Source organism: Nakamurella sp. UYEF19 (assembly GCF_040546275.1).
In the GTDB taxonomy this organism is placed as follows: Bacteria; Actinomycetota; Actinomycetes; order Mycobacteriales; family Nakamurellaceae; genus Nakamurella.
Genome location: NZ_JBEPNO010000005.1, coordinates 1 through 26,412, shown reverse-complemented (window position 1 = coordinate 26,412; position 26,412 = coordinate 1). Strand labels below are relative to the sequence as shown.

The 26,412-nt window shown below is 69.0% G+C and carries 24 protein-coding genes and 1 riboswitch; of the genes, 5 read left to right on the top strand and 19 right to left on the bottom strand.

Annotation, left to right across the window (positions count from 1 at the left end; all coding sequences use genetic code 11):
* Nucleotide 1 precedes the first annotated feature (1 nt).
* Together ABIB25_RS09915 and dnaE are read right to left on the bottom strand one after the other, a co-directional pair.
* Complete coding sequence (locus tag ABIB25_RS09915) at nucleotides 2–553, bottom strand: DUF2567 domain-containing protein (protein ID WP_354528283.1); 552 nt, start codon at nucleotides 551–553, stop codon at nucleotides 2–4.
* Nucleotides 550–4,080 carry a DNA polymerase III subunit alpha gene (gene dnaE / locus ABIB25_RS09910; protein ID WP_354528282.1) on the bottom strand — a complete coding sequence of 1,177 codons (3,531 nt, stop codon included), beginning with the start codon at nucleotides 4,078–4,080 and terminating at the stop codon, nucleotides 550–552. Before dnaE ends, ABIB25_RS09915 begins: the two co-directional genes overlap by 4 nt.
* Nucleotides 4,081–4,355: 275 nt before the next feature.
* On the opposite strand from dnaE, the gene ABIB25_RS09905 reads away from it, so the two are divergent.
* A complete protein-coding gene (locus ABIB25_RS09905) occupies nucleotides 4,356–5,927 on the top strand; it encodes a hypothetical protein (protein ID WP_354528281.1) in 1,572 nt (523 codons plus the stop codon).
* A gap of 26 nt (nucleotides 5,928–5,953) precedes the next feature.
* Here ABIB25_RS09905 and ABIB25_RS09900 read toward each other — a convergent pair whose 3' ends face one another.
* From ABIB25_RS09900 to metF, 4 genes are all read right to left on the bottom strand, one after another.
* The gene (locus tag ABIB25_RS09900; protein WP_502919785.1) at nucleotides 5,954–6,835 is read right to left on the bottom strand and encodes an RluA family pseudouridine synthase; all 882 of its coding nucleotides are present in this window, start codon (nucleotides 6,833–6,835) and stop codon (nucleotides 5,954–5,956) included.
* Between the two features lie 37 nt (nucleotides 6,836–6,872).
* Nucleotides 6,873–7,538 (bottom strand): signal peptidase II, encoded by a 666-nt coding sequence (gene lspA / locus ABIB25_RS09895; RefSeq protein ID WP_354528279.1) that lies wholly within the window; start codon nucleotides 7,536–7,538, stop codon nucleotides 6,873–6,875.
* A 61-nt stretch (nucleotides 7,539–7,599) separates the two neighbouring features.
* Entirely contained in the window at nucleotides 7,600–9,111 is a 1,512-nt protein-coding gene (locus ABIB25_RS09890; RefSeq protein ID WP_354528278.1) for a potassium/proton antiporter, read from the bottom strand.
* Nucleotides 9,112–9,203: 92 nt separating this feature from the next.
* A complete protein-coding gene (gene metF / locus ABIB25_RS09885) occupies nucleotides 9,204–10,100 on the bottom strand; it encodes a methylenetetrahydrofolate reductase [NAD(P)H] (RefSeq protein ID WP_354528277.1) in 897 nt (298 codons plus the stop codon).
* A 34-nt stretch (nucleotides 10,101–10,134) separates the two neighbouring features.
* On the opposite strand from metF, the gene ABIB25_RS09880 reads away from it, so the two are divergent.
* Nucleotides 10,135–11,259 carry a polyprenyl synthetase family protein gene (locus ABIB25_RS09880; RefSeq protein WP_354528276.1) on the top strand — a complete coding sequence of 375 codons (1,125 nt, stop codon included), beginning with the start codon at nucleotides 10,135–10,137 and terminating at the stop codon, nucleotides 11,257–11,259.
* A gap of 11 nt (nucleotides 11,260–11,270) precedes the next feature.
* Here ABIB25_RS09880 and ABIB25_RS09875 read toward each other — a convergent pair whose 3' ends face one another.
* Nucleotides 11,271–11,639 carry an Rv2175c family DNA-binding protein gene (locus ABIB25_RS09875; protein WP_354528275.1) on the bottom strand — a complete coding sequence of 123 codons (369 nt, stop codon included), beginning with the start codon at nucleotides 11,637–11,639 and terminating at the stop codon, nucleotides 11,271–11,273.
* Nucleotides 11,640–11,784: 145 nt separating this feature from the next.
* Here ABIB25_RS09875 and ABIB25_RS09870 point away from each other — a divergent pair, with 145 nt between their 5' ends.
* Nucleotides 11,785–14,043 (top strand): PASTA domain-containing protein, encoded by a 2,259-nt coding sequence (locus ABIB25_RS09870; protein ID WP_354528274.1) that lies wholly within the window; start codon nucleotides 11,785–11,787, stop codon nucleotides 14,041–14,043.
* Between the two features lie 10 nt (nucleotides 14,044–14,053).
* Here ABIB25_RS09870 and ABIB25_RS09865 read toward each other — a convergent pair whose 3' ends face one another.
* From ABIB25_RS09865 to ABIB25_RS09850, 4 genes are read right to left on the bottom strand one after another with little or no spacing between them, the layout of a single operon-like run.
* Complete coding sequence (locus ABIB25_RS09865; RefSeq protein WP_354528273.1) at nucleotides 14,054–14,494, bottom strand: SRPBCC family protein; 441 nt, start codon at nucleotides 14,492–14,494, stop codon at nucleotides 14,054–14,056.
* Nucleotides 14,495–14,534: 40 nt separating this feature from the next.
* Nucleotides 14,535–15,923 (bottom strand): class II 3-deoxy-7-phosphoheptulonate synthase, encoded by a 1,389-nt coding sequence (locus tag ABIB25_RS09860; RefSeq protein WP_354528272.1) that lies wholly within the window; start codon nucleotides 15,921–15,923, stop codon nucleotides 14,535–14,537.
* A 10-nt stretch (nucleotides 15,924–15,933) separates the two neighbouring features.
* Nucleotides 15,934–16,452, bottom strand: coding sequence for a polyadenylate-specific 3'-exoribonuclease AS (locus ABIB25_RS09855; protein WP_354528271.1), 519 nt, complete (start codon nucleotides 16,450–16,452; stop codon nucleotides 15,934–15,936).
* On the bottom strand, nucleotides 16,453–17,223 hold the full coding sequence (locus ABIB25_RS09850) for a lysophospholipid acyltransferase family protein (RefSeq protein ID WP_354528462.1): 771 nt from the start codon (nucleotides 17,221–17,223) through the stop codon (nucleotides 16,453–16,455). It abuts the gene before it with no gap.
* 212 nt (nucleotides 17,224–17,435) lie between these two features.
* On the opposite strand from ABIB25_RS09850, the gene ABIB25_RS09845 reads away from it, so the two are divergent.
* Nucleotides 17,436–18,197 carry an alpha/beta hydrolase gene (locus ABIB25_RS09845; protein WP_354528270.1) on the top strand — a complete coding sequence of 254 codons (762 nt, stop codon included), beginning with the start codon at nucleotides 17,436–17,438 and terminating at the stop codon, nucleotides 18,195–18,197.
* A gap of 2 nt (nucleotides 18,198–18,199) precedes the next feature.
* The gene (locus ABIB25_RS09840; protein ID WP_354528269.1) at nucleotides 18,200–18,787 is read left to right on the top strand and encodes a hypothetical protein; all 588 of its coding nucleotides are present in this window, start codon (nucleotides 18,200–18,202) and stop codon (nucleotides 18,785–18,787) included.
* 5 nt (nucleotides 18,788–18,792) lie between these two features.
* Here the strand turns inward: ABIB25_RS09840 and ABIB25_RS09835 are convergent, their stop codons facing one another.
* The 8 genes from ABIB25_RS09835 to ABIB25_RS09800 form a co-directional block, all read right to left on the bottom strand.
* A complete protein-coding gene (locus ABIB25_RS09835; protein WP_354528268.1) occupies nucleotides 18,793–19,797 on the bottom strand; it encodes an ROK family protein in 1,005 nt (334 codons plus the stop codon).
* Nucleotides 19,794–20,192 (bottom strand): hypothetical protein, encoded by a 399-nt coding sequence (locus ABIB25_RS09830; protein WP_354528267.1) that lies wholly within the window; start codon nucleotides 20,190–20,192, stop codon nucleotides 19,794–19,796. Before ABIB25_RS09830 ends, ABIB25_RS09835 begins: the two co-directional genes overlap by 4 nt.
* A complete protein-coding gene (locus tag ABIB25_RS09825; protein WP_354528266.1) occupies nucleotides 20,189–21,775 on the bottom strand; it encodes an ArsA family ATPase in 1,587 nt (528 codons plus the stop codon). The genes ABIB25_RS09830 and ABIB25_RS09825 overlap by 4 nt, the downstream gene beginning before the upstream one ends.
* On the bottom strand, nucleotides 21,772–22,209 hold the full coding sequence (locus ABIB25_RS09820) for an SRPBCC family protein (RefSeq protein ID WP_354528265.1): 438 nt from the start codon (nucleotides 22,207–22,209) through the stop codon (nucleotides 21,772–21,774). Before ABIB25_RS09820 ends, ABIB25_RS09825 begins: the two co-directional genes overlap by 4 nt.
* A 53-nt stretch (nucleotides 22,210–22,262) precedes the next feature.
* A complete protein-coding gene (locus ABIB25_RS09815) occupies nucleotides 22,263–23,057 on the bottom strand; it encodes a metallophosphoesterase family protein (protein ID WP_354528264.1) in 795 nt (264 codons plus the stop codon).
* 36 nt (nucleotides 23,058–23,093) lie between these two features.
* Complete coding sequence (locus tag ABIB25_RS09810; protein ID WP_354528263.1) at nucleotides 23,094–24,218, bottom strand: glycosyltransferase family 4 protein; 1,125 nt, start codon at nucleotides 24,216–24,218, stop codon at nucleotides 23,094–23,096.
* Between the two features lie 63 nt (nucleotides 24,219–24,281).
* Nucleotides 24,282–25,550, bottom strand: coding sequence for a C40 family peptidase (locus ABIB25_RS09805; protein ID WP_354528262.1), 1,269 nt, complete (start codon nucleotides 25,548–25,550; stop codon nucleotides 24,282–24,284).
* Between the two features lie 30 nt (nucleotides 25,551–25,580).
* Nucleotides 25,581–25,737: riboswitch (cyclic di-AMP (ydaO/yuaA leader) on the bottom strand.
* A 210-nt stretch (nucleotides 25,738–25,947) separates the two neighbouring features.
* Nucleotides 25,948–26,094 (bottom strand): hypothetical protein, encoded by a 147-nt coding sequence (locus ABIB25_RS09800; RefSeq protein WP_354528261.1) that lies wholly within the window; start codon nucleotides 26,092–26,094, stop codon nucleotides 25,948–25,950.
* Nucleotides 26,095–26,412: the final 318 nt, after the last annotated feature.

Genomic DNA, 26,412 nt, shown 5'->3' with positions numbered 1-26,412 from the left:
CTCAGGATTGCGGTGTCGGCGCTGTGGCCGACACATCCGGGGCTGTCTGCGCACCGCGGGAGAGGTCGGGCTGACCGTTCCAGGCCACCAGGAACGTGTAGACGGCGACGGCGATGGCCGGCTGGGCGATGATCACCATGGCGTTGCCGAGCGTCGCGGCCGAGGTGACCACCGACTCCACGCTGCTGTTGCCGACCGACGCCGGATCGACGCCGCTGACCAGCACCCGACCGACCAGGTAGGCCGTCAATGCGCCGAGCCCGTTCGCACCGGCGACGACGAGGGCGGTGCTGATACCGCGCACGGAACGCCAGTGCCAGCAGAGGGTTCCGACCGCAACACCGACGACGACGCCGATCAGCGCGAAGATCGCCACCGACGTGAACTGGTGGTAGGACTCGGTCGGCAGTGGCAGGTACTGACCATCGGTGTAGACCTTGAACTGTTCTCCTGGAGCGATCCGGGACCACAGCACCGCCTGCAGCAGACCGAGAATCACCGTCCCGACGACGATCGCCGCGCCGGAACGCCACAGCTTCAACTCCTCGTTCATGCGAGACAGTCCGCACCGAGCAGGGCCTTGAGATCACCCATCAGCGCCGAGGTCCAGGTGACCCGCAACCCGTCGTCGAGGCGCAGAGTGGTGGCCCGGCTGCCGTTCATCAGCCGCAGGTGGACCGCGGTGGTGCCGGGGTGGTTCTGCAGGACCTCTCGCAGCCGGTCGACCACCGGTGGCGTGCAACGGGTTGCGCTCATCGTCACCTGCATCGGGCCCTTGCTCGACGGGCCCGACAGGTCGGGCACCACCACGCTCTGGGCGTGCAGGCTGAGCCGGTCGTCGGAGCGGGAGACCCTGGCCTTCACCAGCACCACGGCGTCCTCGGCCAGGCTGAGCGCGAACTCGGCGTAGACCTTCGGGAAGAAGGCGACCTCGACACCGCCGGCCAGGTCCTCCAGCTGGGCGGAGGCCCACGGGTCGCCCTTCTTCGTCAGCCGGCGCTGCAGGCCGGTCAGGATGCCGCCGACCGTCACCGTCGCACGATCGGGCACGGTGCCGTCGATGATGTCCGGGATCGACGCATCCGACTGGGCCGACAGGACGTGCTCGATCCCGGCCAGCGGGTGACCGGAGACATAGAGCCCCAACATCTCCCGCTCGAATCCGAGCAGGAGCTTCTGGTCCCACTCGGTGTCGGGGACGGTGATCGTCAGGGCGCCGCCGACGTCCTCGGCGCTCATCTCGCCGAACAGGTCGAACTGACCGGCCGCCTCGGCCTTCTTCACGTTCATGTACAGGTCGATACCTTCGGCGTGCGCCATCAGCAGACCCTTGCGCGGGTGGTTCAGCGAATCGAACGCGCCCGCCTTGATGAGCGACTCGACGACCTTCTTGTTGCAGACGACCGCTTCCACCTTGGAGAGAAATTCGGAGAAGTCTGCGTAGTCTCCCTTGGCCTTGCGGGTGGCGATCAGCGAGGCGACGGCGCCGGCCCCCACGTTGCGGATCGCGGAGAGCCCGAACCGGATGTCGGTGCCGACCGGGGCGAAGTTCTTCGCCGAGGCGTTGACGTCCGGCGGCAGCACCTTGATGCCCATGTTGCGGCACTCGGCGAGGTAGATGGCGGACTTGTCCTTGTCGTCCCCCACGGACGTGAGCAGCGCAGCCATGTACTCCGACGGGTAGTTGGCCTTCAGGTAGGCCGTCCAGTAGGAGACCAGACCGTAGGCCGCGGAGTGGGCCTTGTTGAACGCGTAGTCGGAGAAGGGCAACAGGATGTCCCACAAGGTCTGCACCGCGGCCTGGGAGAACCCCCGCTCCTTCATACCGGCGGAGAAGTTCGCGAACTGCTTGTCCAGCTCGGACTTCTTCTTCTTGCCCATCGCCCGCCGCAGCAGGTCGGCCGCGCCGAGCGAGTATCCGGCGACGTGCTGGGCGATCGCCATGACCTGTTCCTGGTAGACGATCAGGCCGTAGGTGTCGCCCAGGATCTCCGACAGCGCCTCCGCCAACTCCGGATGGATCGGGATCACCGGCTTGCGGTTGTTCTTCCGGTCCGCGTACTCGTTGTGCGAGTTGGCCCCCATCGGGCCCGGCCGGTAGAGCGCACCGACGGCCGAGATGTCCTCGAAATTGTCGGGTTTCATCGATCGCAGCAGGGCCCGCATCGGGCCGCCGTCCAGCTGGAAGACGCCGAGGGTGTCGCCGCGGGCGAGCAGTTCGAAGGTCTTCGGATCGTCCAGCGCCAGGTCCTCCAGGACGATCGTCTCGCCGCGGTTGGCCTCGATGTTGATCAGCGCGTCGTCCAGGACCGTCAGGTTGCGCAGGCCGAGGAAGTCCATCTTGATCAGGCCGAGCGTCTCGCAGGTCGGGTAGTCGAACTGCGTGATGATCGCGCCGTCCTGCTCCCGTTTCATGATCGGGATCAGGTTCTGCAGCGGTTCGGACGACATGATGACGCCGGCCGCATGCACGCCCCACTGGCGCTTGAGACCCTCGAGCCCCTTGGCCATGTCGACCACGCGGCGCACGTCGACGTCGGACTCCACCAGCGCGCGGAACTCGGCGCCCTCGGAATACCGCGCGTCGCTCGGCTCGAAGATCTTGGACAGCGGCACGTCCTTGCCCATCACCGGGGCCGGCATCACCTTCGTGATCCGGTCGCCGACGGAGAACGGCATGCCCAGCACCCGTGCCGAGTCCTTGACGGCCTGCTTGGCCTTGATGGTGCCGTAGGTGACGATCTGGGCAACCCGGTCGTCGCCGTACTTCTCGGTGACGTACCGGATGACGTCACCGCGTCGGCGCTCGTCGAAGTCGACGTCGAAGTCGGGCATGGAGACGCGCTCCGGGTTGAGGAACCGCTCGAAGATCAGGCCGTGCTGCAACGGGTTGAGGTCGGTGATCTTCATGGCGTAGGCCACCATCGAACCGGCGCCGGATCCACGCCCGGGGCCGACGCGGATGCCGTTCTTCTTCGCCCAGTTGATGAAGTCGGCGACCACCAGGAAGTAGCCGGGGAAGTTCATCCCGGTGATGACGCCGATCTCGAACTCGGCCTGCGTCTGGCACTCTGCCGGGATGCCGTTCGGGAAGCGGGCGTGCATTCCGAGCTGCACTTCCTTGACGAACCAGGTCTGTTCGGTCTCGCCCTCCGGGACGTGGAAGCGCGGCATGTACGACGAGTCCTCGTCGAACTCGACCTTGCACCGCTCGGCGATCAGCAAGGTGTTGTCGCAGGCCGACTTCAGGTCGAACTTGCCCTCCCAGAGCTCCCGCATCTCGCGGGCGGACTTGAGGTAGAAGTCCCGGGCGTCGAACTTGAATCGGTTCGGGTCGTCCATCGTCTTGCCGGACTGTACGCAGAGCAGGGCCTCGTGCGCGTCGGCATCCGCCGGGTCGACGTAGTGCAGGTCGTTCGTCGCGATCATCGGCAGCTCGAGGTCCTTGGCGATGCGCATCAGGCCCGAGTGCACCCTGGTCTCGATGGACAGCCCGTGGTCCATCAGCTCGACGAAGTAGTTGTCCTTGCCGAAGATGTCCCGGAATTCCGCGGCGCTGGCGAGCGCGTTCTCGTACTTGCCGATGCGGAGCCACGTCTGGACCTCGCCGGACGGACACCCGGTGGTGGCGATGAGGCCCTTTGCGTACTGGTTCAACAGCTCCCGGTCAGCGCGGGGCTTGTAGTAGAAGCCCTCGAGCGAGCTCCGCGAGGACAGGCGGAACAGGTTGTGCATGCCCTCCGTGGTCTCCGAGAGGAGCGTCATGTGGGTATAGGCGCCGGAGCCGGAGACGTCGTCGTCGCCGCCCTCGGACCAGCGCACACCCTTCTTGTGGAAGCGCGAGGTGTTCGGGGTGACGTAGGCCTCGAGCCCGATGATCGGGTTGATGCCGGCGGCGCGGGCCTGCTTGTAGAAGTCGTGGGCGCCGAACACGTTGCCGTGATCTGTCATCGCGATGGCCGGCATCTCCATCTCGCCGGCTCGCTGGAACAACTTCCCCAGCTTGGCCGCACCGTCGAGCATCGAGTACTCGGTGTGAACGTGCAGATGAACGAAGGAATCGCCTGAAATCCCGGACAACTGACGGCCTCCTTCAACGATTCCTGGTGCGTGTTCTGCTCGGATCAGCGCGGAACCGCGCGAATCAGCCAGGGTCATCATCTCAGCCCTGTGCCGTCGCCGACGACCGACACCGTTCTAACACGCCGCCCCGACAGTCCCCGGACGGTCCTGGACAGTCCTGGATGAAAGGCACTCGGGCGCGACATCCGCAGGGACATCGGTGCAGACATCGGGCACGGTCGGCGGGTAGCGTCCCACCAGTGACGACACCTGACTCTGCGCAAGGACGGCCCGTGCCGGACACCGATGACCTGCGCCTGCTGGCGGAGATCATCAACAACGGTTCCATCGGGTTGCCGCAGGCCGCCTGGAACGCCCGGATGAGCCAGACCGAGGCGGCCACCCGGTTCGTCACGATGGCCGAACGCGGCATGCCGTTGCGACTGGTCGCCGAGGGTGACCGGCAGCTGTTGTGGCGAATCGCCCAGGCCGGACCGGCCACCGGCGGTTTCCCGCTTCCCGGTGCCGCACCGACGCCCGAACCGGCGCCGCCTGCTGCGCCGGTCGCGCCGGTCGCGCCCGAACCGACACCCCAGCCCCCCACGCCCGCACCGGACCTGTCGAGCGGGCAGATCCCGGTGGGGGCGCAGACGGGTTCCCAGGCCACCTGGGCCGCTCCGGAACCTGCGCCGCCAGCCGCACCCGCGCCGCCTGTACCGGTCGAAAGCCAACCCGTCCAACAGATCCCGCTGCCGCCGATGTCGCCCCCGTCGATGTCGCCCCAGCCGATGGCTCCCCCTTCGATGTCGCCCCCGCCCATGGCCCCCCCGCCGGTCGTTCTCCCGCCCGCGTCGGCAGTACCGCCCCACGAGCAGGCCATCGCCGGTGCGGTTCCGTTGGGACAGCCCCCTTTCGGGGCGAGCGACACCCTCGTCGAGCCACCCGCGGCACCCCCCACGCCTCCGGTCGAACCAGCCACGACGACGGCTCCGCCAGGCGAGGCCCCGCCGGCCGAGAGTGCATCACCTGCCGAAGCTGTGCCGGGCGGCCCATCGACCTGGGGACTCCCGGGTACGTCGGCCTGGGTCCGCTCCGACGAACCGGAGATGACGCAGTCCTATCCACCGCCGAGCCGGGACGACGACGAACTCGAGGGGACCAGCTCGCAGGACACGACACCGCCCGCTCCGATCACGTCGGGGTCCCCGGTGGTCACGCCGTTGCCGCCGTTGTTCCCGCCCTCCGTGCTGGCCGACTTCACCCCGCCTGCTTCACATCTCGATCTGACGCCGACGCCGGCCCCGGCAGAACCCGCCCCACCGCAGCCCGCCCCGTCAGAACCCGCCGCCGCAGAGCCCACCCCGGCCGCAGCAGCCGAAGTGCGCGAGTTCCCCCCGACGCCGACGGAATCAGCGCCACCCGCCGCGTCCCCGACCAGCCGGGTGATGGTCTCCGGCCAGCCGACCCAGTCGATCGTCGGCCTGTTCGGCGAGCACCTCGATGTCAGCCTGATGGGCATCATCGACCCGGCCGACGCGATCCTGACGTCGGTCGGCTACCGACTCGAGGCCGGCGAGCGGGCGCTGCTGGTGCAGACGTCCATCGGCAACCGCGGACCGATCGACTACGAGTCGCTGCCCGATCTCTACCTGGTCCTGGTCGGCAGCGCCGGCGACATCCTGCCGAAGGCCGCCATGGCCGTGGGCGGATACCCGGCCCATCGGGTCGGCGTGGCAGCCAACTCGTTGGTCTCGGGATGGACGGTGTTCCTGGTCCCGGCGGCGACCGAGGTCACCGAGCTGCGCTGGAGCGTCCGTCCCGATCTGGCCAACCGGACCGTCACCTGGGGCTTCGGACCGGCCTGAGTCGGGGCCGAAGGACCAGGTCTCACTCAGCCGGCCGCGAGCAGGTCCTTCGCGTGGACCAGGTCCGCCGGGTAGGGGCTGACGAACGAAACCCGCCGTCCGTCGTCGGGGTGGGCGAACGCGAGCTGGTGCGCGTGCAGCCACTGCCGGGACAGGCCGAGGCGGGCCGTCAGGACCGGGTCTGCGCCGTAGGTCGTGTCGCCGACGCAGGGGTGGTGCATGGCCGAGAAGTGCACCCGGATCTGATGGGTGCGACCGGTCTCCAGGTGCACCTCGACCAGGGTCGCGGAGCGGAAGACCTCGAGCGTGTCGTAGTGCGTGATGCTGTCCCGACCACCGGCGACCACGGCGAACTTCCAGTCCGCCTTGGGGTGCCGTCCGATCGGGGCGTCGATCGTCCCGGAACTCGGGTCGGGGTAGCCCTGGATGATCGCGTGGTAGATCTTCTCCACCGTCCGGTCGCGGAAGGCGTCCTTGAGCACCGAGTAGGCGCGCTCGCTCTTCGCGACCACCATCACCCCGGTGGTCCCGACGTCCAGTCGGTGGACGATGCCCTGACGCTCCTCCGAGCCGGACGTGGCGAGCGAGACCCCCAGTGCGGCAAGCGCTCCCAGCACGGTCGGGCCGTTCCAGCCGGGACTGGGATGCGCCGCGACGCCGACCGGTTTGTCCACAACCACGATATCCGCGTCCTGGTAGAGGATCTCGAGTCCGTCGACCCGCTGCGGGACCACCACGAGCGGGCGATCCGGCTCGGGCAGGGTGATCTCTAGCCACATCCCGGGGCTCAGTCGGTCGGATCGGCCGGCCACGTCGCCGTTCACGAGCACGTTGCCGGAGTCGATCATCACCCCGACGCTGGTCCGGCTGATGCCGAGCAGTCGGGCCAGACCGGCGTCGGCACGCATACCGTCGAGTCCGTCCGGTACCGGAAGTTCCCTGCGGTCAGCCACTGCTTGCTTCCTTCTTCCTGCTCTGGCCACGCCGGCCGTCCATGTCGATGCCCAGGATCGCGGTGATCACCAGGGCGACAGCGCCAAGGGTGATCCCCGAGTCGGCCACGTTGAAGACGGCGAAATGACGACCGTCGGGCTCGAAGAGGGAGATGAAGTCGACCACGTGCCCACGCAGGAAACCCGGCGAACGGAAGATGCGGTCGATCAGATTGCCGATGGCCCCGCCCAGCACCAGCCCGAGCGCGATCGCCCAGGCCGTCGAGCGCAGCTTGCTGGCCATCCGGATGATGACGACCACCACTGCGATGGCCACCAGCGCGAGCAGCCAGGTCACCCCGGTGGCGGTGGAGAACGCGGCCCCCGCGTTGCGGAACAGCGAAAGGTAGACGATGCCGCCCAGGATCCTCTTCGGCTCACCCAGCGGATCCAGGTTGGCCACCACCAGCAGCTTGGTCACCTGGTCCAACACGATGATGATCGCGGCAAGGGTGGCCACCAGCCCGAGTCGCTTGGGCCCGAGCGGCACTTCCAGAACCCCTGCGACATCAGCGCCCGCAGCGTCTTCGGTGTTCGTCGCGGGAGTCACAGCCGCTGCGTCACCGGCGGTTTCGGGCGCCTCGCCGGGCACCGGTTCCGGCTCGTTGGATCTGTTCACCCCGTCAGTGTCCCAAAGAATCGGACCATCCCCGGACCGGGCGAGCCCGATCAGGCCTTCCTCACCCGTCGGCTCGGTCCCCGCGCTCGCCGAACCACGACGCCAGTGCGCCCCCGCGGCTGACCGCCCGCAGGCGGCGTTCGGTCTGCGGCCGGTCGCGTTCGGGAGTGACGACGAGCAACTGATCACCCGACTGGAGGCGCACCGTCGGCGCCACCGGTACCGGCGCGCCATCCCGGACGATCAGCGCGATGGTCGCTCCGGCCGGCAGCCGCAGTTCCGACACGTAGACGCCGTGCATGCGCGATTCCGGGGGCACGGTGATCTGCAGCACCTGAGCGTTCATCTCCTCCAGGGGAGCCGCCTCGACCTGGATCTCGGTGGCCTGACCAGGCTGGATGACGTCGAGCTTGCGGGCCACCCAGGGCAGACTCGTGCCCTGCACGAGGGTGTAGATGACCACCACCACCACGATGATGTTCACCATCGACCGGGACTGCGCGTCGTTCCGCACCATCAGCGGGATCAGGGCCAGCACGATCGGCACCGCACCGCGCAGTCCCGACCAGGACAGGAACGCCTGTTCCCGCCACGTCATCCGGAACGGCAGCGCGGCGGCGATCACCGACAGCGGCCGCGCGACGATCAGGACCAGCAGGCCGATGGCGGCGCCGGGCAGCAGGGCCTTGGGCAGCTCGTACGGGTCGACGTACAGGCCGAGCAGGACGAACAGGCCGATCTGCGCGATCCACCCGAATCCCTCCGCGAACGAAAGCGTCGAAGCGCGGTGCGGGAGGCGGGAGTTGCCCAGGATCACCGCCGCGATGTACGTCGCCAGGAAGCCGGACGCGTGCAGGTACTGGCCGGCTGCGTAGGCGCCGCCGATCAGGGCGAGGGTGGCGAGCGGGTAGAGACCGGCGGCGGGCAGAGCGCCGCGGCGCAGACTCCACCCACCGGCGAATCCGATGGCTCCGCCGATGGCGGCGCCGGCGATGAGCTCGTAGACGACCAGCAGCGGGTCGGTCCAGTGCAGCGCGGTGGTGCCGGCCAGCAGCAGCACCGCGATGACGACCGGCGCGTCGTTCAGCCCGGATTCCAGCTCGAGTGCAGCCGCCAGCTTCGGTTTGACGCCGACGCCGCGGAGCACCGAGAACACCGCTGCGGCATCCGTGCTGGACAGCACGGCTCCCCACAGCAGCGAAGTGCGCCAGTCCATGTCCAGCGCGGTCCCGAGCAGCAGGTGCACCCCGGCCCCGGCGATGGCGATGCTCACCACGACCGACACGGTCGCCAGCGCGGACCCGAGCCCGAGGGCCGGCCGGACGTTGGCCCAGCGGGTGGTCAGGCCGCCCTCGGCCAGGATGAATACCAGTGCCGCCAGCCCGAGCTGCTCGGTGAGGACGGTGTCGGAGAACTGGATGCCCAGTCCGCGGTTGCCCAGCAGGATGCCGATGCCCAGGTACAGCAGCAGCGAGGGCAGGCCGAGCCGGCGGGAGAGCCGGATGGCGATCAGCGCGACGATCAGGACCAGCGACGACAGACCGAACGCGCGCTGCACGGTGTCCAACTCCATGGCCGCTCCCCTCGTCCGTTGTCGCAGTTCAGGTCTGTGGCAGATCGAGCCGAGAGCAGATCAGGTCTGGAGCAGGTGCGGTCGCGCGGCAGTCAGCTCTGGAGGGCGGGCACCTGCGTCATGCCGAGGGCGCCCAAGACCTCCAACGTCGCCTTGGAACGGTTGAACGTGTAGAAGTGCAGACCGGGGGCACCGGCAGCGAGCAACTGCTCGCACATGCGGATCGCATGGGCCATACCGATTTCCCGCCCGGCCGCGGCGTCACCCTTGACAGCGAGAAGCTGCTCGGCGAGATCTTCGGGAACCCGCTGGCCGGACAGTTCGATGATGCGCATCAGGCGGCCGTACGAGGTCACCGGCATGATGCCCGGCAGGATCGGGACGTCCGCGCCGGCCGCAACCGACCTGTCCCGCAGATCCACGAAATCCTGGGCGGAGAACAGCATCTGGGTGATCGCGTAGTCCGCGCCGGCCGCGACCTTCTGGGCGAAGTAGCGGGTGTCGGACTCGAGATCACGCGAGCGCGGATGCATGTCGGGGAACGCAGCGACACCGACGCTGAAGTCACCGAGCGACCGCGTCAGGGCCACCAGATCGCTGGCGTGGTTCAGGCCTTGCGGGTGGGCGATCCACTCCGCGCCGGGGTCCTCCCCCGGCGGATCCCCGCGCAGCGCCAGGATGTTTCGCACGCCGACGGACGCGTAGGAACCGATGACGTGACGGAGTTCGGCGACCGAGTGCCCGACCGCGGTGAGGTGGGCCACCGGGAGCAGCGTCGTCTCGGCCGCGATCCGCTCGGTGATCCGGATGGTCCGGTCGCGTCGCGACCCGCCCGCGCCATAGGTGACCGACACGAAGGCCGGACGCAGCGGTTCGAGCTTGCGAATGGCGAGCCAGAGGGTCGACTCCTCGGCGTCGTCACGGGGCGGGAAGAACTCGACCGAAAAATGAGGGCCGGGCGCGGCCAAACGGTCGCGGACGGTCACCATGGGTGTCACAGTATCGGTCCGGCAGACTGGGTCCGTGCAACCACCACGCCTGACGACTGACACCGCAGATCCGGTGGTCGCCGTCGAGTCGGTCCTGACCGCGGAACTGGCGTCCCGCCGCGACGAGGTCCGGGCCATCGACCCCCGGCTCACCGACGACATCGATCGGCTGATCGCCCACCTCGGGGCCGGCGGAAAACGCCTCCGGCCGCAGTTCCTGTGCTGGGGTTGGGCCGCAGCAGGCGGAGATCCGGCGCTGCAGGGACCGCCGCCCGGGGTGATCAAGGCCGCAGCCGCCCTGGAGCTGATCCAGGCCTGCGCCCTCATCCACGACGACATCATCGACCGGTCCGACACCCGTCGCGGAGCACCGAGCGTGCACCGGGCGGTGGCCGAGATGCACGTGGACCGCGGCTGGTCCGGTGACGCAGAACACTTCGGCTTCTCCGCAGCCCTGCTCCTCGGCGACCTCGCGCTGGCCTGGGCCGACGACCTGTTCTCCGACGGACTGAGGCTGGTGGGCGACCCGCCGGCGGCCCTTTCCGCCTGGCGGGCGATGCGCACCGAGGTCCTCGCCGGTCAGATGCTCGACCTCCGGATCTCGGCCGACGAGTCGCCGGATCCGGAGATCGCAGCGTCCGACGCGATGGTCGTCAACCGGTACAAGACGGCCGCCTACACGGTCGAGCGTCCGCTGCACCTCGGTGCTGCGCTGGCCGGTGCCACCGCCGCCACCATCGCCGCCCTCCGCCGTTACGGAGCCTCCATCGGAGTGGCGTTCCAACTGCGGGACGACCTGCTGGGGGTGTTCGGCGACCCGGCGGTCACCGGCAAACCGGCAGGTGACGACCTGGTCGAGGGCAAGAAAACGGTGCTGCTGGCCCTGGCCCGGGCCGACCTTCGAAGCAATCCGGCGCTGCTGGCCGATCTGGACCGGAATCTCGGCACTGATCCGGGGCCGGACGGCGTCAGCCGGTTGACCGACCTGATCGCCTCGACGAGCGCGCCGGCCGAGGTCGAGAGCCGGATCGAGGAGCTCTACGCGACCGGTCTTCTGGCGCTGGCCGAGACGGATGCTTCCGGAAGCCCGCTGATCGCGCCGGCGGCGGCCACGCAGCTGCGCAGGCTGGCCATGGCCGCGACGGCCCGCAGCTTCTGAGAGGTAAGGACTCAGAACCCGGCGGCCTGGGCCCGACGGTGCACCTCACGGCCGCGGTTCTCCCGCAGCGCGGTGATCGGCCGACCCGGCAGCGAGTCGTCGGCCTCGAACAGCCAGTCGATGATCTCCGGATCGGTGTAGCCGGCGTCGGAGAGCAGCGTGATGGTGGACGGGAGACCCTTGACCACCAGTCCGTCCTTGACGAATTCCTTCGGGACACGCAGCACTCCGTCGACCCGCGTCGCGACGATCTGACGCTCCCGGAGCAGCTGGTGCACCCGGGTGACGATCATGCCCAGTGCCGAGGCGATGTCGGGCACCGGAGCCAGCGTGGGCGGTCCGGTGTCGGGGGCCGGGTCGGCAGCCGATGGTGAGGACATGGGTCGAGATGGCGACGGGGGTCGAGATGACGAGGTGGACACGACGTCCAGCGTGCCACCTCCGACCGTGACGAGTCGAACTGATCCCCGACTCGGGGACGGAACCGCGGCGGTCCGGGCCCCGGCCCTGGCAGGATCAAATGTCGTGGGTACCTCGGGTGGAGCGACGGCGGGATCGTCGTTGATCGGCGCCGTCCTCGACGGCCGCTACCGGGTGGGGGCGATCATCGCCCGTGGCGGCATGTCGACCGTCTACCGTGGGTCCGATCTGCGGCTCGACCGGCCGGTGGCGATCAAGGTGATGAAACCAGCCTTCGCTTCGGACCCGAGTTTCCTGACCAGGTTCGAGCGCGAGGCCAGGTTGGCGGCCGGCGTCGCACACCGTGGCGTCGTCGGCGTCTACGACCAGGGCCGCGACGGTGACGTGGTGTTCCTGGTGATGGAACTCGTCGACGGAGGCACGCTCCGCGACCTGATGCACCAGTCCGGCGCGCTCTCGGTCTCGGTGACGATGTCGATCATGGAACCGCTGCTGGCCGCCCTGGGTGCCGCCCACTCGGCGGGTCTGGTGCACCGCGACGTCAAGCCCGAGAACGTGCTGATCTCGTCGAAGGGCGAGGTGAAGGTCGCCGATTTCGGTCTGGTGCGGGCGGTCAGTTCGCAGACGATGGCCACGGGTGACGTGATCCTGGGCACCGTCGCCTACCTCTCGCCGGAGCAGGTCGCCACCGGGGCCTCCGATCCTCGGTCGGACGTCTACGCGGCCGGCATCGTTGCCTTCGAGATGCTCACCGGTCACACACCGTACCGCGGCGACAACGCCATTTCCGTTGCCTACCAACACGTTCACTCCGACGTCCCACCGGTGACCGACGAAGCGCCCGGTGTGCCGCTCGAACTGGACGATCTGGTCCTGGCCGCCACCCGCCGAGACCCGATGGCTCGGCCGCGCGATGCTTCTGCGTTCCTGTCCTCGCTGGTGTCGCTACGGGCCCGACTCGGGCTGGCCCGGGTGGCCGTGCCGGTCCCGCGGTCACGCCCGCCGGTACGGCCCAGCTCGGCCGGTCCGACCGGAACGCGGATCGTGCCGGGCGGCGGCCCTGGGTCAGGCTACGCGGGCGGCCCTCCGGCGAGGTCCGGCACGGTGGCCGCCCGGCCGGGCACTGCAGTGGTCGGCGGCGTCGGTAACACCGTCCGCGGGGCCGGGGGCACCGGCGGAGGGCCGGTCCGCCACTCCACCACCGCCTCGCCGACCCTCGACCACGCCGTCCAGCGCCCGGCGGCACCGGTCACCCCGAACGGCAGCCCGGTACGGCGGAGGTCGGCGCTGCGCCGGTGGCTGATCGTGACGATCATCGTGCTGCTGCTGGGCGCGGCGGCCGCCGTCGGCGGTTGGTGGCTGGGCAGCGGTCGGTGGGCCTACTCACCGCCCGCAGTCGGGGTCGATCAGCAGTCGGCCGAGAACCTGGTGAGAGACGCCGGTCTCGTTCCGCGCGTCAGTGCCGAACCATCGGACACAGTGGCCCAGGGCACCGTCGCCGACACCAGGCCGACGCCGGGTTCACGGCTGCTACGGGGCTCGGACGTCGAGTTGCTGGTATCCACCGGGCGGCCGTCCGTGCCGCTCATCACGCCGGGTAGCAGCGCCGCGGACGCCTCCGGTGTCGTCACTGCCGCCGACCTGACGCCAACCTTCGACGTCCTCGCCGATCGCTACGACCCGGTCGTGCCGGCGGGTGCCGTGCTCGCCACCGACCCGACCGCCGACACGTCCCTGCCCATCGGAGGCGTCGTCGTCCTCGTCAGGTCGAAGGGACCGGCCCCGGAGTCGGTGCCGGAGGTCTCGGGCAAAAACCCCGACGACGCCCGGAACAGGCTACTGGTGGCCGGTTTCACCGTCGGCGCCGATGAAATCCGGTTCGATGCGCTCAGCGAGGACGGCGCGGTCATCGGCACCGATCCGGCGCAGGGCCAGTTGGTCGCCCGCGGGTCGTCGGTGTCGTTGGTCATCTCCTCCTCGATCACCGTCCCGACCGTCCGGGGCGAGTCCAGGAGTCAGGCCGCCGCGGACCTGACGAGTGCCGGGTTCACCGTCTCCTTCGGCGACGCCGTGTTCGACGCGGACATCGGTCCCGGCGACGTCGTCGGCACGACGCCGGCCGCGGAGAGCCGGGTCGATCCCGCTGCTGCGACCGTGGTGCTGACGTTGTCGAATGCCGTGATCGTGCCGGACGTGACGAAAGGCGATGTCGGGCAGGCGCGCACGCAGCTGTCGGACCTCGGGCTGCAGCTCAGTCTGGCCGCGATGTTCGGCGGTGCGGGTGCCTCGGTGATCGGCCAGATCCCCGATGGCGGAACACGTGTCGAACCGGGCTCGACCGTCCAGGTCAGCGCTTTCCCCTGATCCCGCCGGATCAGCCCTGGCGGACCAGTGCACGCAGCGCGAGCTGGGCCACCGGCAGATATCCGAGCGCGATGGGGGCCGGGCCGGTCACCCAGAGCCGGGTGCGGCTGCTGCCCCGCACTCCTGGAACGGACTCCGCTCCTGGCACCGTCTCGACCAGATGCCGCAGGTGCAGCGTCACCCCCAGCGGGAGCCGGGCGTTCCAGGCCCAGTCCATCGACGCCTCGTCGAGGTCGGTCACCTCGAACGGGATCTTCAGCCCGAGCGTGGGGTGGATGGCGTGCACCACTCCGGTGCTTCCGGCCCTGATCACCTCGTCGACGCAGTCGACCCTGGCGATCTGGGGTGACCAGGTCGACCAGAGGGCCGGGCGCGTGTACCGCTCCCAGACCAGCGCGGCGGGCGCGAGGCCGGCGGCGCTGATCGAGAAGGTGGGACGCAGAATTCCCATCAGCGACATCCCCCGTCGCTGCGCTCGGCCCGGCCTCCCATCAGCTGCGAAGCATCTCTGCGACCAGGAAGGCCAGCTCGAGGGACTGCTGGGTGTTCAGGCGCGGGTCGCAGGCCGTCTCGTAGCGGTCGGCCAGATCCTCGTCGCTGATCTCCTGCGCGCCGCCGAGGCACTCGGTGACGTTCTCGCCGGTGAGCTCGACGTGGATGCCGCCGGGGTGGGTGCCGAGGTCACGGTGCACCTCGAAGAAGCCCTGGACCTCGTCCACGATGCGGTCGAAATGCCTTGTCTTGTAGCCGGTCGACGCCTCCTGCGTGTTGCCGTGCATGGGGTCGCACTGCCAGATGACCTGGTGGCCGGTGGCCTGGACCTTCTCGATGATGGCCGGCAGCACGTCGCGGACGTTGCCGTTGCCCATCCGCGAGATCAGCGTCAGGCGGCCGGGGGTGCCGTGCGGATCGAGGCGTTCCACGTACTCGACCGCCTGGTCCGGCGTGGTGCCGGGGCCGATCTTCAGACCGATCGGGTTGGCCAGGATCTCGGCGAACGCGATGTGCGCACCGTCCAGCTGACGGGTCCGCTCACCGATCCAGAGGAAGTGGCCGGACAGGTCGTACAGGCGCGGCTCCGGCCCGGTCGTCTCCAATCGCAGCATCGCGCGTTCGTAGTCCAGCAGCAGGGCCTCGTGGGACGAGAAGATCTCCACCGAGTGCAGGGAGTGGGAGTCGACTCCGCACGCTGACATGAACCGCATGGCCCGGTCGATCTCGCCGGCCATCCGCTCGAAGCGCTCACCGGCCCGGGAGGTGGCGACGAACTCCTGGTTCCACTCGTGGACGCTGGCCAGATCCCCCATGCCGGCGCCGGTGAGCGCACGCACCATGTTCATCGCGGCGGAGGCGTTGGCGTAGGCCCGCACCATCCGCGACGGGTCGGGGACCCTCGCCTCCGGGGTGGTCGCCAGGGAGTTGATGATGTCGCCGCGGTAGGACGCCAGGCCGAGCGAGTCGATCTCCGAGCTGCGCGGCTTCGCGTACTGCCCGGCGATGCGGGCCACCTTGACCACCGGCATCGACGAGCCGTAGGTCAGCACGACCGCCATCTGCAGCAGCGTCTGGATGTTGCCGCGGATGTGCGGTTCCGTGTTGTCCACGAAGGTCTCGGCACAGTCGCCACCCTGGAGCAGGAAGGCCTCGCCCCTGGCCACGGCTGCCAGTTGGGCGTGCAACCGGTCGACCTCGCGCGGGACGGTGACCGGCGGTACCGACTCCAGCAGCGCACGCACGGCCAGCACCTGCTCGGAGTCCGGCCAGCTCGGCTGCTGGGCCGCGGGCAGGGACAGCGCCTTGTCCAGCTCGGCGCGCAGGGTTCCGGGCAGCGGGGGAAGCGACGGCAGGATGTCTGCCGGGATGTCGACGGTCCAGTTCACGTCGTCCAGCCTAGGCGGATTTGAGCGCGGCCTCTGCCGCCTGCCAGCGCGCGAAACCCAGCTGGGCGTCGGCCAGGGCATTGTGCCGGTCGGTTCCCGGGTCCGGAATGGGCGGGCACCCGGCCGCCTCCCAGTGCTGCCGGATCTCCCGGGTCAGCCGCGGGACCTCGTTCGGCATGGCCGGCATCGCACCCCACAGCTGGGCCAGCACGACGTGGTCGTACGCCGCGTACCACGCCCACAGCTCGATCGGCAGGCCCGGCTCGACGAGGAATTCGTAGAGATCCTCGCGGATCCGGGTACGACTTCGCCAACTCCGGTCCGACGGCGAGGGCAGCTTGGACAGAACGTTGCGGCGAACCCACTGACCGGCCGTGTCGGGATCGAAATCGGTTGACACCGCGTAGAACTCACGACCGTCTTCGGCGATGACACCGATCGAGATCAACTCGATCGTGCGACCGTCCTCGATGAACTCGCAGTCGTAGAAATACCGGGAAACTGGTCCTTCCGGCGGCTTCCGGACCACTCAGCCAGCCTTGGTGCCCGGTAGGCGGGTCACCGTTCCAGGACCGCGCCCCTCGACCAGACCGGTCTTGCGGTTCTGCTCGGCCAGCTTGGCGGCCTCCAGATCGGCCTTGACCTTGGCGGCGTACTTGTCGACGTACTCCTGGCCTGACAGCTCCATCAGTCGATACATGATCTCGTCGGTCATCGAGCGTTCGACGAACCGGTCGCCGGCCATGCCTTCGTACCGCGAGAACTCCAACGGACGCCCGAAGATGGCCGTGTAGCGGTGCGGCCGCCAGATCTTGGAGCCGATCGGGTTGACCCGGTCGGTACCGATCATGACCAGCGGGACGACCGGAACGCCGGCCTCGAGGGCCATCCGGGCGACTCCGGTCTTGCCCTTGTAGAGGCGTCCGTCCGGTGACCGGGTGCCCTCGGGGTAGATGCCGAGGCACTTTCCCTCCTTGAGCAGGCGGACACCCGTCATCAGCGCGTCGTGGGCCGCGGACGCGCCACCGCGATCGATCGGGACCTGACCGACGCCGTTGAAGAAGGCCTTCTTCAGTCGACCCTTCAGACCGGTCTCGGTGAAGTACTCGCTCTTGGCCAGGAAGGTCACCCGACGCTTGACGAACAGCGGGGTGAAGAAGGAGTCGGCCACCGAGATGTGGTTGCCAACCAGGATGACGCCACCCTCGGCCGGAACGTATTCGGCCCCGATCACCTTGGCCGGGAAGAACAGACGCAGGAGAGGTCCGATCAGCACGTATTTGCACAGGTAGTACAGCAACGCAGGAGCGCCCCTCTTCTGGATCGGCATACCGGTCGAGTTGCAGGTTTCGGTGTTCGAATCACCGTACGCGCTGGCACGCTGATCGTGCTGGTCGGCGGGCCGCGTCCACGCACATCATCTGGGAGGATGGAGAGCAGCCGGACTTTCCGGCCGGGCCGGTCATCCGCCGGCCCGCCCGCATCCGCCAGGACGCCCCGCAGGGAGACCCGATGACGTCGTTACCGAAGGCGACGGCGTCCCAACCGCTGAGCGTCGACGCCGGCGACATCGGTGTGCTGATCTGTCACGGATTCACCGGCTCACCCGTGTCCATGCGTCCATGGGCCGATCGGATGGTGACCGAGGGATTCTCGGTGCGGCTCCCCCTGCTGCCGGGCCACGGCACCAGCTGGCAGGAGATGAACCGCACCACCTTCGACGACTGGCTCGGCGCCGTGACCGCCGCGCTCGCGGAGCTGCGAGAACGCTGCCGGTCGGTGGTGGTCTGCGGACTGTCGATGGGCGGCACCCTGACCCTGCGCCTCGCCCAGCTGTACCCGGAGGCGATCGCCGGGATCGTGCTGGTCAATCCGGCGGTGATGAGCCTGCGCAGGGAGATGGCCGTACTCCCGGTGCTGAAACATCTGGTGCCGTCGCTCAAGGGCATCACCGACGACATCGCGAAACCGGGCGCGTCAGAATTCGGATACGACCGGACACCGCTGAAGGCAGTCGACGCGATGCGCAAGGGGTGGGCCGTGACGAGGGCCGACCTGGGCGGGATCGCTCTGCCCGTGCTGCTCCTGCACTCCAGGGTCGACCACGTGGTGGAGCCGGAGAACGCACGCCTCATACTCGAGAAGATCTCCTCGACCGACGTCACCGAGATCGTGCTCGAGCGGAGCTACCACGTCGCCACCCTGGACTACGACGCCGACCTGATCTTCGACGAATCGGTCGCCTTCGTCCGCCGCGTCACCAAGGAGCAGTAGAGATGAGCGCCCTGCCTCCGGACGACCCGGACCCGACGGACCGCGAGCGATCCGCCGCCGAGGTCGACGCCGAGTTCGCGGCCATCATCTCCGGAATCTCCGGGCAGATGTCCTGGGACGCACCGTCAGTCACGGACCGCCCGCCCATCGACCGTCGCCGGGTGGCCACCGACGACCGACCCACCGACGAACGCCCCCCGACGGCTGTGTCGGACAGTCAGGACGCGGCCGACGAACGGGAACGCCGACGGCAGCTGCGACGCGCCCAGCGAGCCGAGGAGGTAGCCCTGTTCGAGGCGAGCCAGGCCGAACTGGCAGCCGAGATGCAGGCCGACGACGCACATTTCATCCCGCCCGAACCGCCGCCGGTACCCAAACCACGGCGCCGCACCGTGGTCGCCCTGATCTTCCTCGCCCTCGGTCTGGTGATGCTGATCCGCCCGAGCCTGGTCGAGGTCGCGCCAGATGTCGTGCTGTTTCTCGGGATCGGTTGCCTGATCGGTGGTTTCGGGATGCTGATCCATGGACTACGGCCCCGAGCATCCGATCCGGACGACGCCGACGGCTGGGACGACGGCGCCCGCCTCTAGCCGGGTCAGTGCGGAACGAGGGCGGCCCTGGCCAGCAGGGCGGCACCGATGATGCCGGCCCGATCGCCGAACTGGGCCACCACCACCCTGGGCTCCGGTCGGTGTCCGGCACCGGTGATCGCCGAGCTCAGATCCTGGCGGGCTGCCGGCAGGTACCAGGGCGCAGCAGCAGCAACACCACCTCCGATGACGATGACCTCGGGGTCGAGGATGTCGGTGGCCATCGCCAGACCCACGCCCAGCCAGCGGCTCAGATCGGCCATCGCGCCGAGAGCCACCTGGTCCCCCGCCGCCGCGGCAGCGGCGACCATGGTGCCGGTGATGGCGCCCGGCGCCAGGGCTGCCAGCGGGCTGGCAGCCCGGTCGCTGACCGCGATGAGTGGCAACAGCGGGTCGGACTCGTTGCCCGCCAACAGCTCGAGCGCGGTCTGCGCGAGCGCCGTGCCGGAGCAGTACCGCTCCCAACAGCCCCGCTTCCCGCAGGGGCAGGGCCGGCCCCCGGGCACCACGACCACGTGCCCCAACTCGGGCGCGACGCCGTGCGCGCCACGGTAGACGACGCCGTCGATGACCAGCCCCGCACCGATGCCCGTACCGAGCGCGACCAGCAGAGCGACCGGCGAACCCTGGCCGGCGCCGGCGATGTACTCCGCCCAGGCTGCGGAGTTGACGTCGTGGTCCATCACCACCGGTAGACCGAGGCGCTCCGTCAGGCGGGCCGGCACCGGGTCGCCACGCCAGGCCAGGTGGGGGGCGAACATCACCCGACTGCGATCGGTGGAGACGAATCCAGCCACCGCGAGACCGGCTGCGCTGACCGGGTACTCGGCCGCGAGCTCGGAGATGAGCCCGGACAGCACGTCATCGGTGTCGGCCACCGTCCGCGGGGTGTAGGCCCGTCGGGAGGCGACGATCTCGCAGTTCTCGTCGATCACGGCGGCGCGCACCGAGGTGCCGCCGATGTCGATCCCGATCGTCAGGATCCCGCCGGGTGAAGCCGTGCCGGTCATCGGATGTCGATCCGTTCTACGCCGGACGGCGCCGGGGGGTTCGTGTCGTCGGGCCCGGACGCCTCCGGAGCGGCAGGCTGTTCGGGAATCAACGATCGCAGAGTGGTGACCACCAGCAGCGCTGTGTCCAGGAGTTTCTCGGTGACCTCGGACCGGTCGCCGCGCATCAGCTCCGCCCCTCGGCAGATCGGACACCACCCGAGGCAGGGGTGAAGCTCTCCCGGACGGTCCTGCGGGGTCGTCTCCGTCGGCGCCAGGGGAGGTTCCGCTGACGTCGCAACCGGTCTCGCCCTCATCGTGGACAGTCGGGCAGCAACGGCATCGAGCAACTGCGCAGCCTCGTCCGCCAACGGCCCGACGGCCGGATGCGCAGGGTGCTCGGGTGGCGTCGTCATCGGGCGCCGGCCAGGTCGTCACTGGGCATGGTCTGTGCTTCGGGCAGGATCTGTGCGTCGGGCAGCGTGATGTCGGCAGGCAGCGTGATGTCGGCAGGCCGCGTGATGTCGGCAGGTAGGCCGGCGGCCAGTGCGGCGGGCCACCGGTCGGGATCGGCCTCGAATTCGACGACGAGACAGTCGTCGACGAACGAGGCCCCTGACGTACGGCAGCGCTGCAGGGTGGACGGCAGGGTGATCCGGCGCCGGTGCGGCCCGACCGTGACGACCAGATCGTCTCCGGCGCGACTCAGGTCCACCTCGGCCCGGTCGACCAGTGGCAGGGAGATCCACAACCGGTAGCGGCCGTCGGCGCCCTCGGTCCGCAGCTCCCGCACGGGGATCCGCCCGCCGACCGGATCGTCGCCGCGGAACAGCTCGAGAGCGACGGCTGCGAGTCGTTCCACACCGACCGGCTCGGCGGGGGTCATGGTCACCTGGTGGCGGCCGAGCCCACCGAACGACTCGCCGATCAGCGGCATCACCCGCGACTGGGACTCGCGCCAGGAGGTGAGGAACGCACCCTCGCCCTCCCCAGCGGCAGGATCGGGCAGTACCCGGTTGACCAGCACGGCTTCCACTGCGTAGCCGTGCAGCGACAGCGCCGTCAGCAGCCGCCTGGCCTCGGCGATCACCACCCGCTCCGGCGTCACCACTATTCGAATGCCGGTGATGGTGTTGTCCGTCAACAACTCCCGCGCAGCCGTCAGGTGGTCGAGCAGGCGACCGAGCGCATCGGAGGCATCGCCGGCCGAGACCTGGTCGGCCTTGCCCCGGCTTCCGGTCAAGCCGGCGAAACCGGCTGCCAGCGTGCGCATCAGGCGCACCGGGGCGCCCATCAGCCTGTCGCTGTAGAAACGGATCGTCTCTGGCATCGCGAGCAGCTTGAGTGACTCCCCAGACGGTGCGCAGTCGAGCACGATGACGTCGAACTCACCGGTGGTCGCGTAGCGGTGCACCTCGAGCAGGGCCACGATCTCGTCCGCGCCGGGTAGCACCGTCAACTCCTCGGCCTCCACCTGCGCGATGCCCCGGGCGGCCAGCACACCGACCAGGTAGCCGCGGATATCCGTCCACGCCTGCTCGAACCTGACCCTCGTATCGACCTGGGTGGCCCAGAGCCGCTCGACTCCGGGCACCGGGGTCGGCTCAGCACCGACCTCCGTGCCGAGCACGTCGGCCACGCTGTGGGCCGGGTCGGTCGACAACAGCAGCGTCCGGTGTCCGGCGCGGGCCGCGGCGAGCGCGGTTGCCGCGGACATCGTCGTCTTGCCGACCCCGCCCTTCCCGGTGTGCAGGACGATTCTCAGCGCTGACGGCTCACTCGGCGCTGACGGCTCTTCGCGCAGGCGCTCATCGCTCCTCGCTCGTCCCTCACTGCGATGCTCACTCGGCGCTGACGGCCCTTCGCGCAGGCGCTCATCGCTCCTCGCTCGTCCCTCACTGCGATGCTCACTCGGCGCTGATGGCTCTTCGCGCAGGCGCTCATCGCTCCTCGCTCCGCTCCTCGCTCGTCCCTCACTGCGATGCTCACTCGTGCTCACGCGTTCTCTACTCGCTTGCGGAGTTCCTTGAGCGCGGTATCCATGATGGTGCGCTCGGCCTTGCGCCGGAGCGGCCCGACCAGAGGAACGTTGAGCTGCACGGTCAGCGAGTAGGTGACCTCGGTTCCGCTCGCACCGGCACGCAGGACGTAGGAACCGTGCTGGGCCTTCTGCATCTGACCGATGACCAACTCCCACGTGACGGACAGACCATCACCGGCCCAGGTGTACTCGAGCTCGTAGGTGTCCTTGATCAGGCCGGCATCCAGCCCGAACCGGACCCGCTTGGCCCTTGTCCCCCGCCCGGGATCCGTCACCTCGACCTTCTTCACCGCGCCGGTCCACTCCGGATAGGCGGCGAAGTCCGCGATGACGTCCATGATCGCAGCCGGGGCCGCGTTCATGGTCAGCGATTGGGTTGAGGAGTCGGCCATTGCCAAAGATTACCCAGGGCGCGGGCCGGTTGATTCCGGCCGCAGCTGGACGCTCAGTCGAAATCGACCTCGAAGGCGACCGGGTACCGCTGGAAGTGCCCGACGTTGACGCATTCGGTGCGACCCCGCCTGGTCCGCTGGGCCAGCGGCTGGTGGACGTGACCGAAGACCGACAGCTGGGGCGCGTACTGATCGATCGACTCCAGCAACCCTGGTCCGTACATCTCCATCCGCGCCGGGAATCGGTCGTATCGGAGCATCGCGAGGTTCGGCGGGATGTGCGAGCAGAGGACATCGACCGGGCCGAGGCTCCTCGTCACCGCCTCGAACTCCTGGGCAGATCGGACCAGCGGTCGCCAGACGTGATCCGGTGCCCGCCAGGGCATTCCGGGCCGCGTGGACCCGCCGGCGACAAATCCGAAGCTGCGACCGGCGAGCTCGATCACCTGACCATCACGGTTGGGCAGCTCGGCACCGACCGAGTTCTGCCACGCCGCGGCCACGTCCACGTTTCCCAGGATCAGCAGCGCATCGGTCCCGACGGCTTCGAGCACCTCCCGGTAGCGGGTCTCGACCACCTCGGCGAGGACGGCGGATGGGTCGTCGAGTGAGTCCCAGAGGGTCCGGTTGTACTCGTGCAGGTCCCGGAAAGAACCGCTCGATCGCAACGTGGCGAACTGCCGTACCTTCTCGGCACCGAAGATCTCGCCGAGGATGCCGTTGCCGTGTTCGTGGTAGTCGACGTAGTCCAGCAGGTCGCCCAGGACCACCAGCTGTTCCGCGTTCTCGGCGACCCTGGCCAGACCGTCGATGTTGCCGTGGACATCGGACACGAACGAGATCCTCACGCCCACCACCGTAGTTGGCTCGCTGGGCGGGCAATCTCAGGAGCTCAGCAGTGACGCCAGCCGGTCGGCCGAACGCTGCCAGTCCCAGTGCCCGGTGATCCACTCCCGACCGGCTGTTCCCCACTGCCGTGCGGTGTCGCGGTCGGTCAGCAGCTCGACGACGGCCGCTGCGACAGCGTCGACGTCCCGACCGGGAACCACCACCCCGGTCGCCCCGTCGAGCACGGCCTCCGGCGCACCACCCGAATCGCCGGCCACCACCGGCAACTCCATGGCCGAAGCCTCCAGGAACACGATCCCCAGTCCCTCGACGTCCAGCCCGCCGCCGCGCGTGCGGCAGGGCATGGCGAAGACATCGGCGGCGGCGTAGTGCGCCGGCAGTTCGAGCCAGGGCACGGCCCCGGTGAACACGACGTGGTCAGCCACGCCGAGGTCTGCGGCGGAGCGCTCGAGCGCGGCCCGATCGGGTCCGTCGCCGACCACCAGCAGGACGGCCCCCGGCACCGACGCGATGATCGCCGGGAGCGCCTTGATCAGCACGTCCTGACCCTTCCGGGCGACCAGCCGGGAGATGCACACGACCACCGGGCGATCACCGAGGCCGAACTGCGCCCTGATCCGCGCCCGACCCACCGGATCCGGAGCGAAGACCTCCGTGTCCACTCCGGCAGGGAGGTACTCCAGCGCGGCCATCGGGCCGAGTGCGGCCGCGATGCGGCCTCGGGCATACCGGCTGACGAAGGTGACCACGTCGACGTGGCGCCCGATCGATCGGAGGGCCTGACGGGACCCCGGCAGCATCGACCATCCGACCTCGTGTCCGTGGGTACTGGCCACCGACCGGACGATGCCGGCTCGCCGCAACGTGGGGGTCAGCAGTGCCAGCGGCGCGGCAGCGCCGAACCACACCGCCTCGAGGTGATGCCTGCGGATCAGTTCTGCCGCGCGGCGGGCCACCGAGGGCACCGGCAGCATGAGCGATCCAGGGTGACGGACCACCTCGAACCGTTGCGCTGCATCAAATTCCGCAGCACCCGGCCAGGCCGGTGCGTAGACCACCAGATCCTGAGCCGGCAATCGTTCGGACAGGGCCTGGACGTACGACTGGATACCGCCCTGGCGGGGCGGGAAGTCGTTGGTGACGAGCAGCGTTCGGCGCACGAGATGAAGTCTCCCGTATGGGTCGACTCCATCGTGTACGGCCCAGCGGCAGTGTGTGGTGGCTCAGCCGCGCGGCACGCGGTGGCCTGTCGCATCCGGCCCGCCCCGCTCCACCGGGACGTAGATGATGCCGAGCGACTCGTCGGCGGCGCTGACCACCATGCCGCCACCGACGTACATCGCGACGTGGCTGACCGGCGAGTAGTAGGTGACCAGGTCACCCGGCTGCAGCTGGTCCAGCGGCACCTCGGGGAAGTTCGCCTGCTCGTAGCTGACGCGTGGAATGCTGATGCCCGCCTGGGCCCAGGCCCAGGTGGTCAACCCGGAGCAGTCGTAGGCGTTGGGGCCGTCGGCGGCGTAGACGTAGGCGAAACCGATCTTGGTCATCGCGGCAGCGGCTGCAATCTGTCCCGCCGAGTCCCCGCCCTGGATCGGCGCAGCCTTGGCTGCTGCCGCGGCCGAACCCGATGGGCTCGGCGTACTGCCCGTCGCAGAACTGACCGTGGTGGTCGCTGCGGCCTTGGCGGCAGCAGCCGCATCGGCGTCGGCTTGCGCCTGCGCAGCGGCGGCCCTGGCCAATGACTCCTGACGGACCTTTTCTGCGGCCGCGGCGGCGGCGGCCTTCTCCTGCGCTGACAGTTTGTTGTAGAGGTCCTTGTAGCGAGCCACGGCGGCGTCGAGGTCGGACTTCTTGCCCGAGGCGGTTGCGGTCGCGGTTGCGGCCGCGGCCGACGCCTGGTCTGCCTGGGTCTTCGCAACCAGCGAGGCAGACTCAGCTGCTTCGGCGTCGGTCTTGGCTGCGGCCGCTGCCGTCTTCGCCGCGATGGCCTGCTGCATGGTCTGCTTGGTGTCCTCCGCGACGCGGTTCATCACGGTCGATTCGTCCAGGAAGTCCTCGGCCGACTTCGCGGTGAGGATCACGCCGAGCTGGCTGAGGTTGGCTCCCCGGAAGCTGGCGCTCGCGAAGGCATCGAGCTGGCTCTGGTAGGAGTCGACCGTGGCCGTTGCGGATGCGACGCTCTGACGGGTCGCGGTCACCTTGCTTTCCGCGGCGACAAGATCAGTGGCTGCCCTGCGGGCTCCCTGCTCGGCCCTGATCTGCGCCTGCTTGGCGCCGTTGACCTGTTCACTGGCGATCTCGGCCAGATGACTGCTGTTCTCCCACGCCGTCTTCGCATCGCCCGAGGTGCTGGGCGTACTGGAGGTGCCGGGCGTGGGTGGTGCGGGTTCCGGTGCCGCGTTCGCGGGGAGGGAACCGAGCAGACTGATGCCGAGGGTCACGGTGACGCCGGCGATCAGGGTCCTGGTTCTGCGAAACTTTGGGACACGCAAGTTCAGGTCGTGCGTCGCCAAGTGAGGCGCACCTTTCCTCCTCGACGCCTACCGGGTTAGCTGACGGATTCGGGCCAGGAAGTAGCCCTACCCTCACGTGCGCACTGCCACGAGAAGGATTCACCCCGATAAAACCTGGGTCCTCGGTTCGACGCTTTCGATGACGTCGATTCGGCGTGATCTCCCAGGCCACCTGACTGGCGGCCTTCGCAGAAGATCTCGATCAGGTTACGAGAAGGACACGCTGGAGTCCAGTCGAGCGCATGAGAGTTCAAGGCTTTTTGTTCATCCATAGAACTTGTGCGCCTCGCGGGGCTCCAACCGTGCTCCGCAGATACAGAGATGATCTACGCCGGTGAGAAGGATCACTTGGGGAGCGAAGAACCTCGGCGCGTCGTCAACCGGCCTGCTGGGAAGGATGGTCGACGGCCCTCACCAACCGCAGTGGGGGAACGAGACCGGAAGCAGCCAGCACGCCGAGGGCCTGACGCTCGGTGTCGTCCCACTCGACACCGGTCTGCGGCATTCCGAGCAGAACCGTCATCACGCACCCCGAGCAGGCGTCGCCGCGGACCGTACAACTATCGCAATCGATGTGCATGACACCTCCGGTTCGTGTCTCCGGACGACCATCCGGCTGACTGACACGAACGCTAGAGGCGACCACCGACAGCCAGGTGGGCCGAAGGCTCGCCGCAGCTGTCGGTGAGGACGCAGCCGGGTAAGGGTGGCTCCGGACCCGACCACCACAGCGGCCGCACAAAAAGACCGACAGCCAGGTGGGCCGAAGGCTCGCCGCAGCTGTCGGTGAGGACGCAGCCGGGTAAGGGTGGCTCCGGACCCGACCACCACAGCGGCCGCA

Excerpts from the sequence above, each read along its gene's own strand:
- ABIB25_RS09915 (WP_354528283.1), bottom strand. The coding sequence starts at position 553 with ATGAACGAGGAGTTGAAGCTGTGGCGTTCCGGCGCGGCGATCGTCGTC.
- ABIB25_RS09900 (WP_502919785.1), bottom strand. The coding sequence starts at position 6,835 with ATGCGTGCCGACGCCGGTCTGGCCCGACTGCTCGGCATCAGCCGGACC.
- ABIB25_RS09890 (WP_354528278.1), bottom strand. The coding sequence starts at position 9,111 with ATGGAGTTGGACACCGTGCAGCGCGCGTTCGGTCTGTCGTCGCTGGTC.
- metF (WP_354528277.1), bottom strand. The coding sequence starts at position 10,100 with ATGGTGACCGTCCGCGACCGTTTGGCCGCGCCCGGCCCTCATTTTTCG.
- ABIB25_RS09875 (WP_354528275.1), bottom strand. The coding sequence starts at position 11,639 with ATGTCCTCACCATCGGCTGCCGACCCGGCCCCCGACACCGGACCGCCC.
- ABIB25_RS09865 (WP_354528273.1), bottom strand. The coding sequence starts at position 14,494 with ATGGGAATTCTGCGTCCCACCTTCTCGATCAGCGCCGCCGGCCTCGCG.
- ABIB25_RS09845 (WP_354528270.1), top strand. The coding sequence starts at position 17,436 with ATGACGTCGTTACCGAAGGCGACGGCGTCCCAACCGCTGAGCGTCGAC.
- ABIB25_RS09840 (WP_354528269.1), top strand. The coding sequence starts at position 18,200 with ATGAGCGCCCTGCCTCCGGACGACCCGGACCCGACGGACCGCGAGCGA.
- ABIB25_RS09835 (WP_354528268.1), bottom strand. The coding sequence starts at position 19,797 with ATGACCGGCACGGCTTCACCCGGCGGGATCCTGACGATCGGGATCGAC.
- ABIB25_RS09830 (WP_354528267.1), bottom strand. The coding sequence starts at position 20,192 with ATGACGACGCCACCCGAGCACCCTGCGCATCCGGCCGTCGGGCCGTTG.
- ABIB25_RS09820 (WP_354528265.1), bottom strand. The coding sequence starts at position 22,209 with ATGGCCGACTCCTCAACCCAATCGCTGACCATGAACGCGGCCCCGGCT.
- ABIB25_RS09800 (WP_354528261.1), bottom strand. The coding sequence starts at position 26,094 with ATGACGGTTCTGCTCGGAATGCCGCAGACCGGTGTCGAGTGGGACGAC.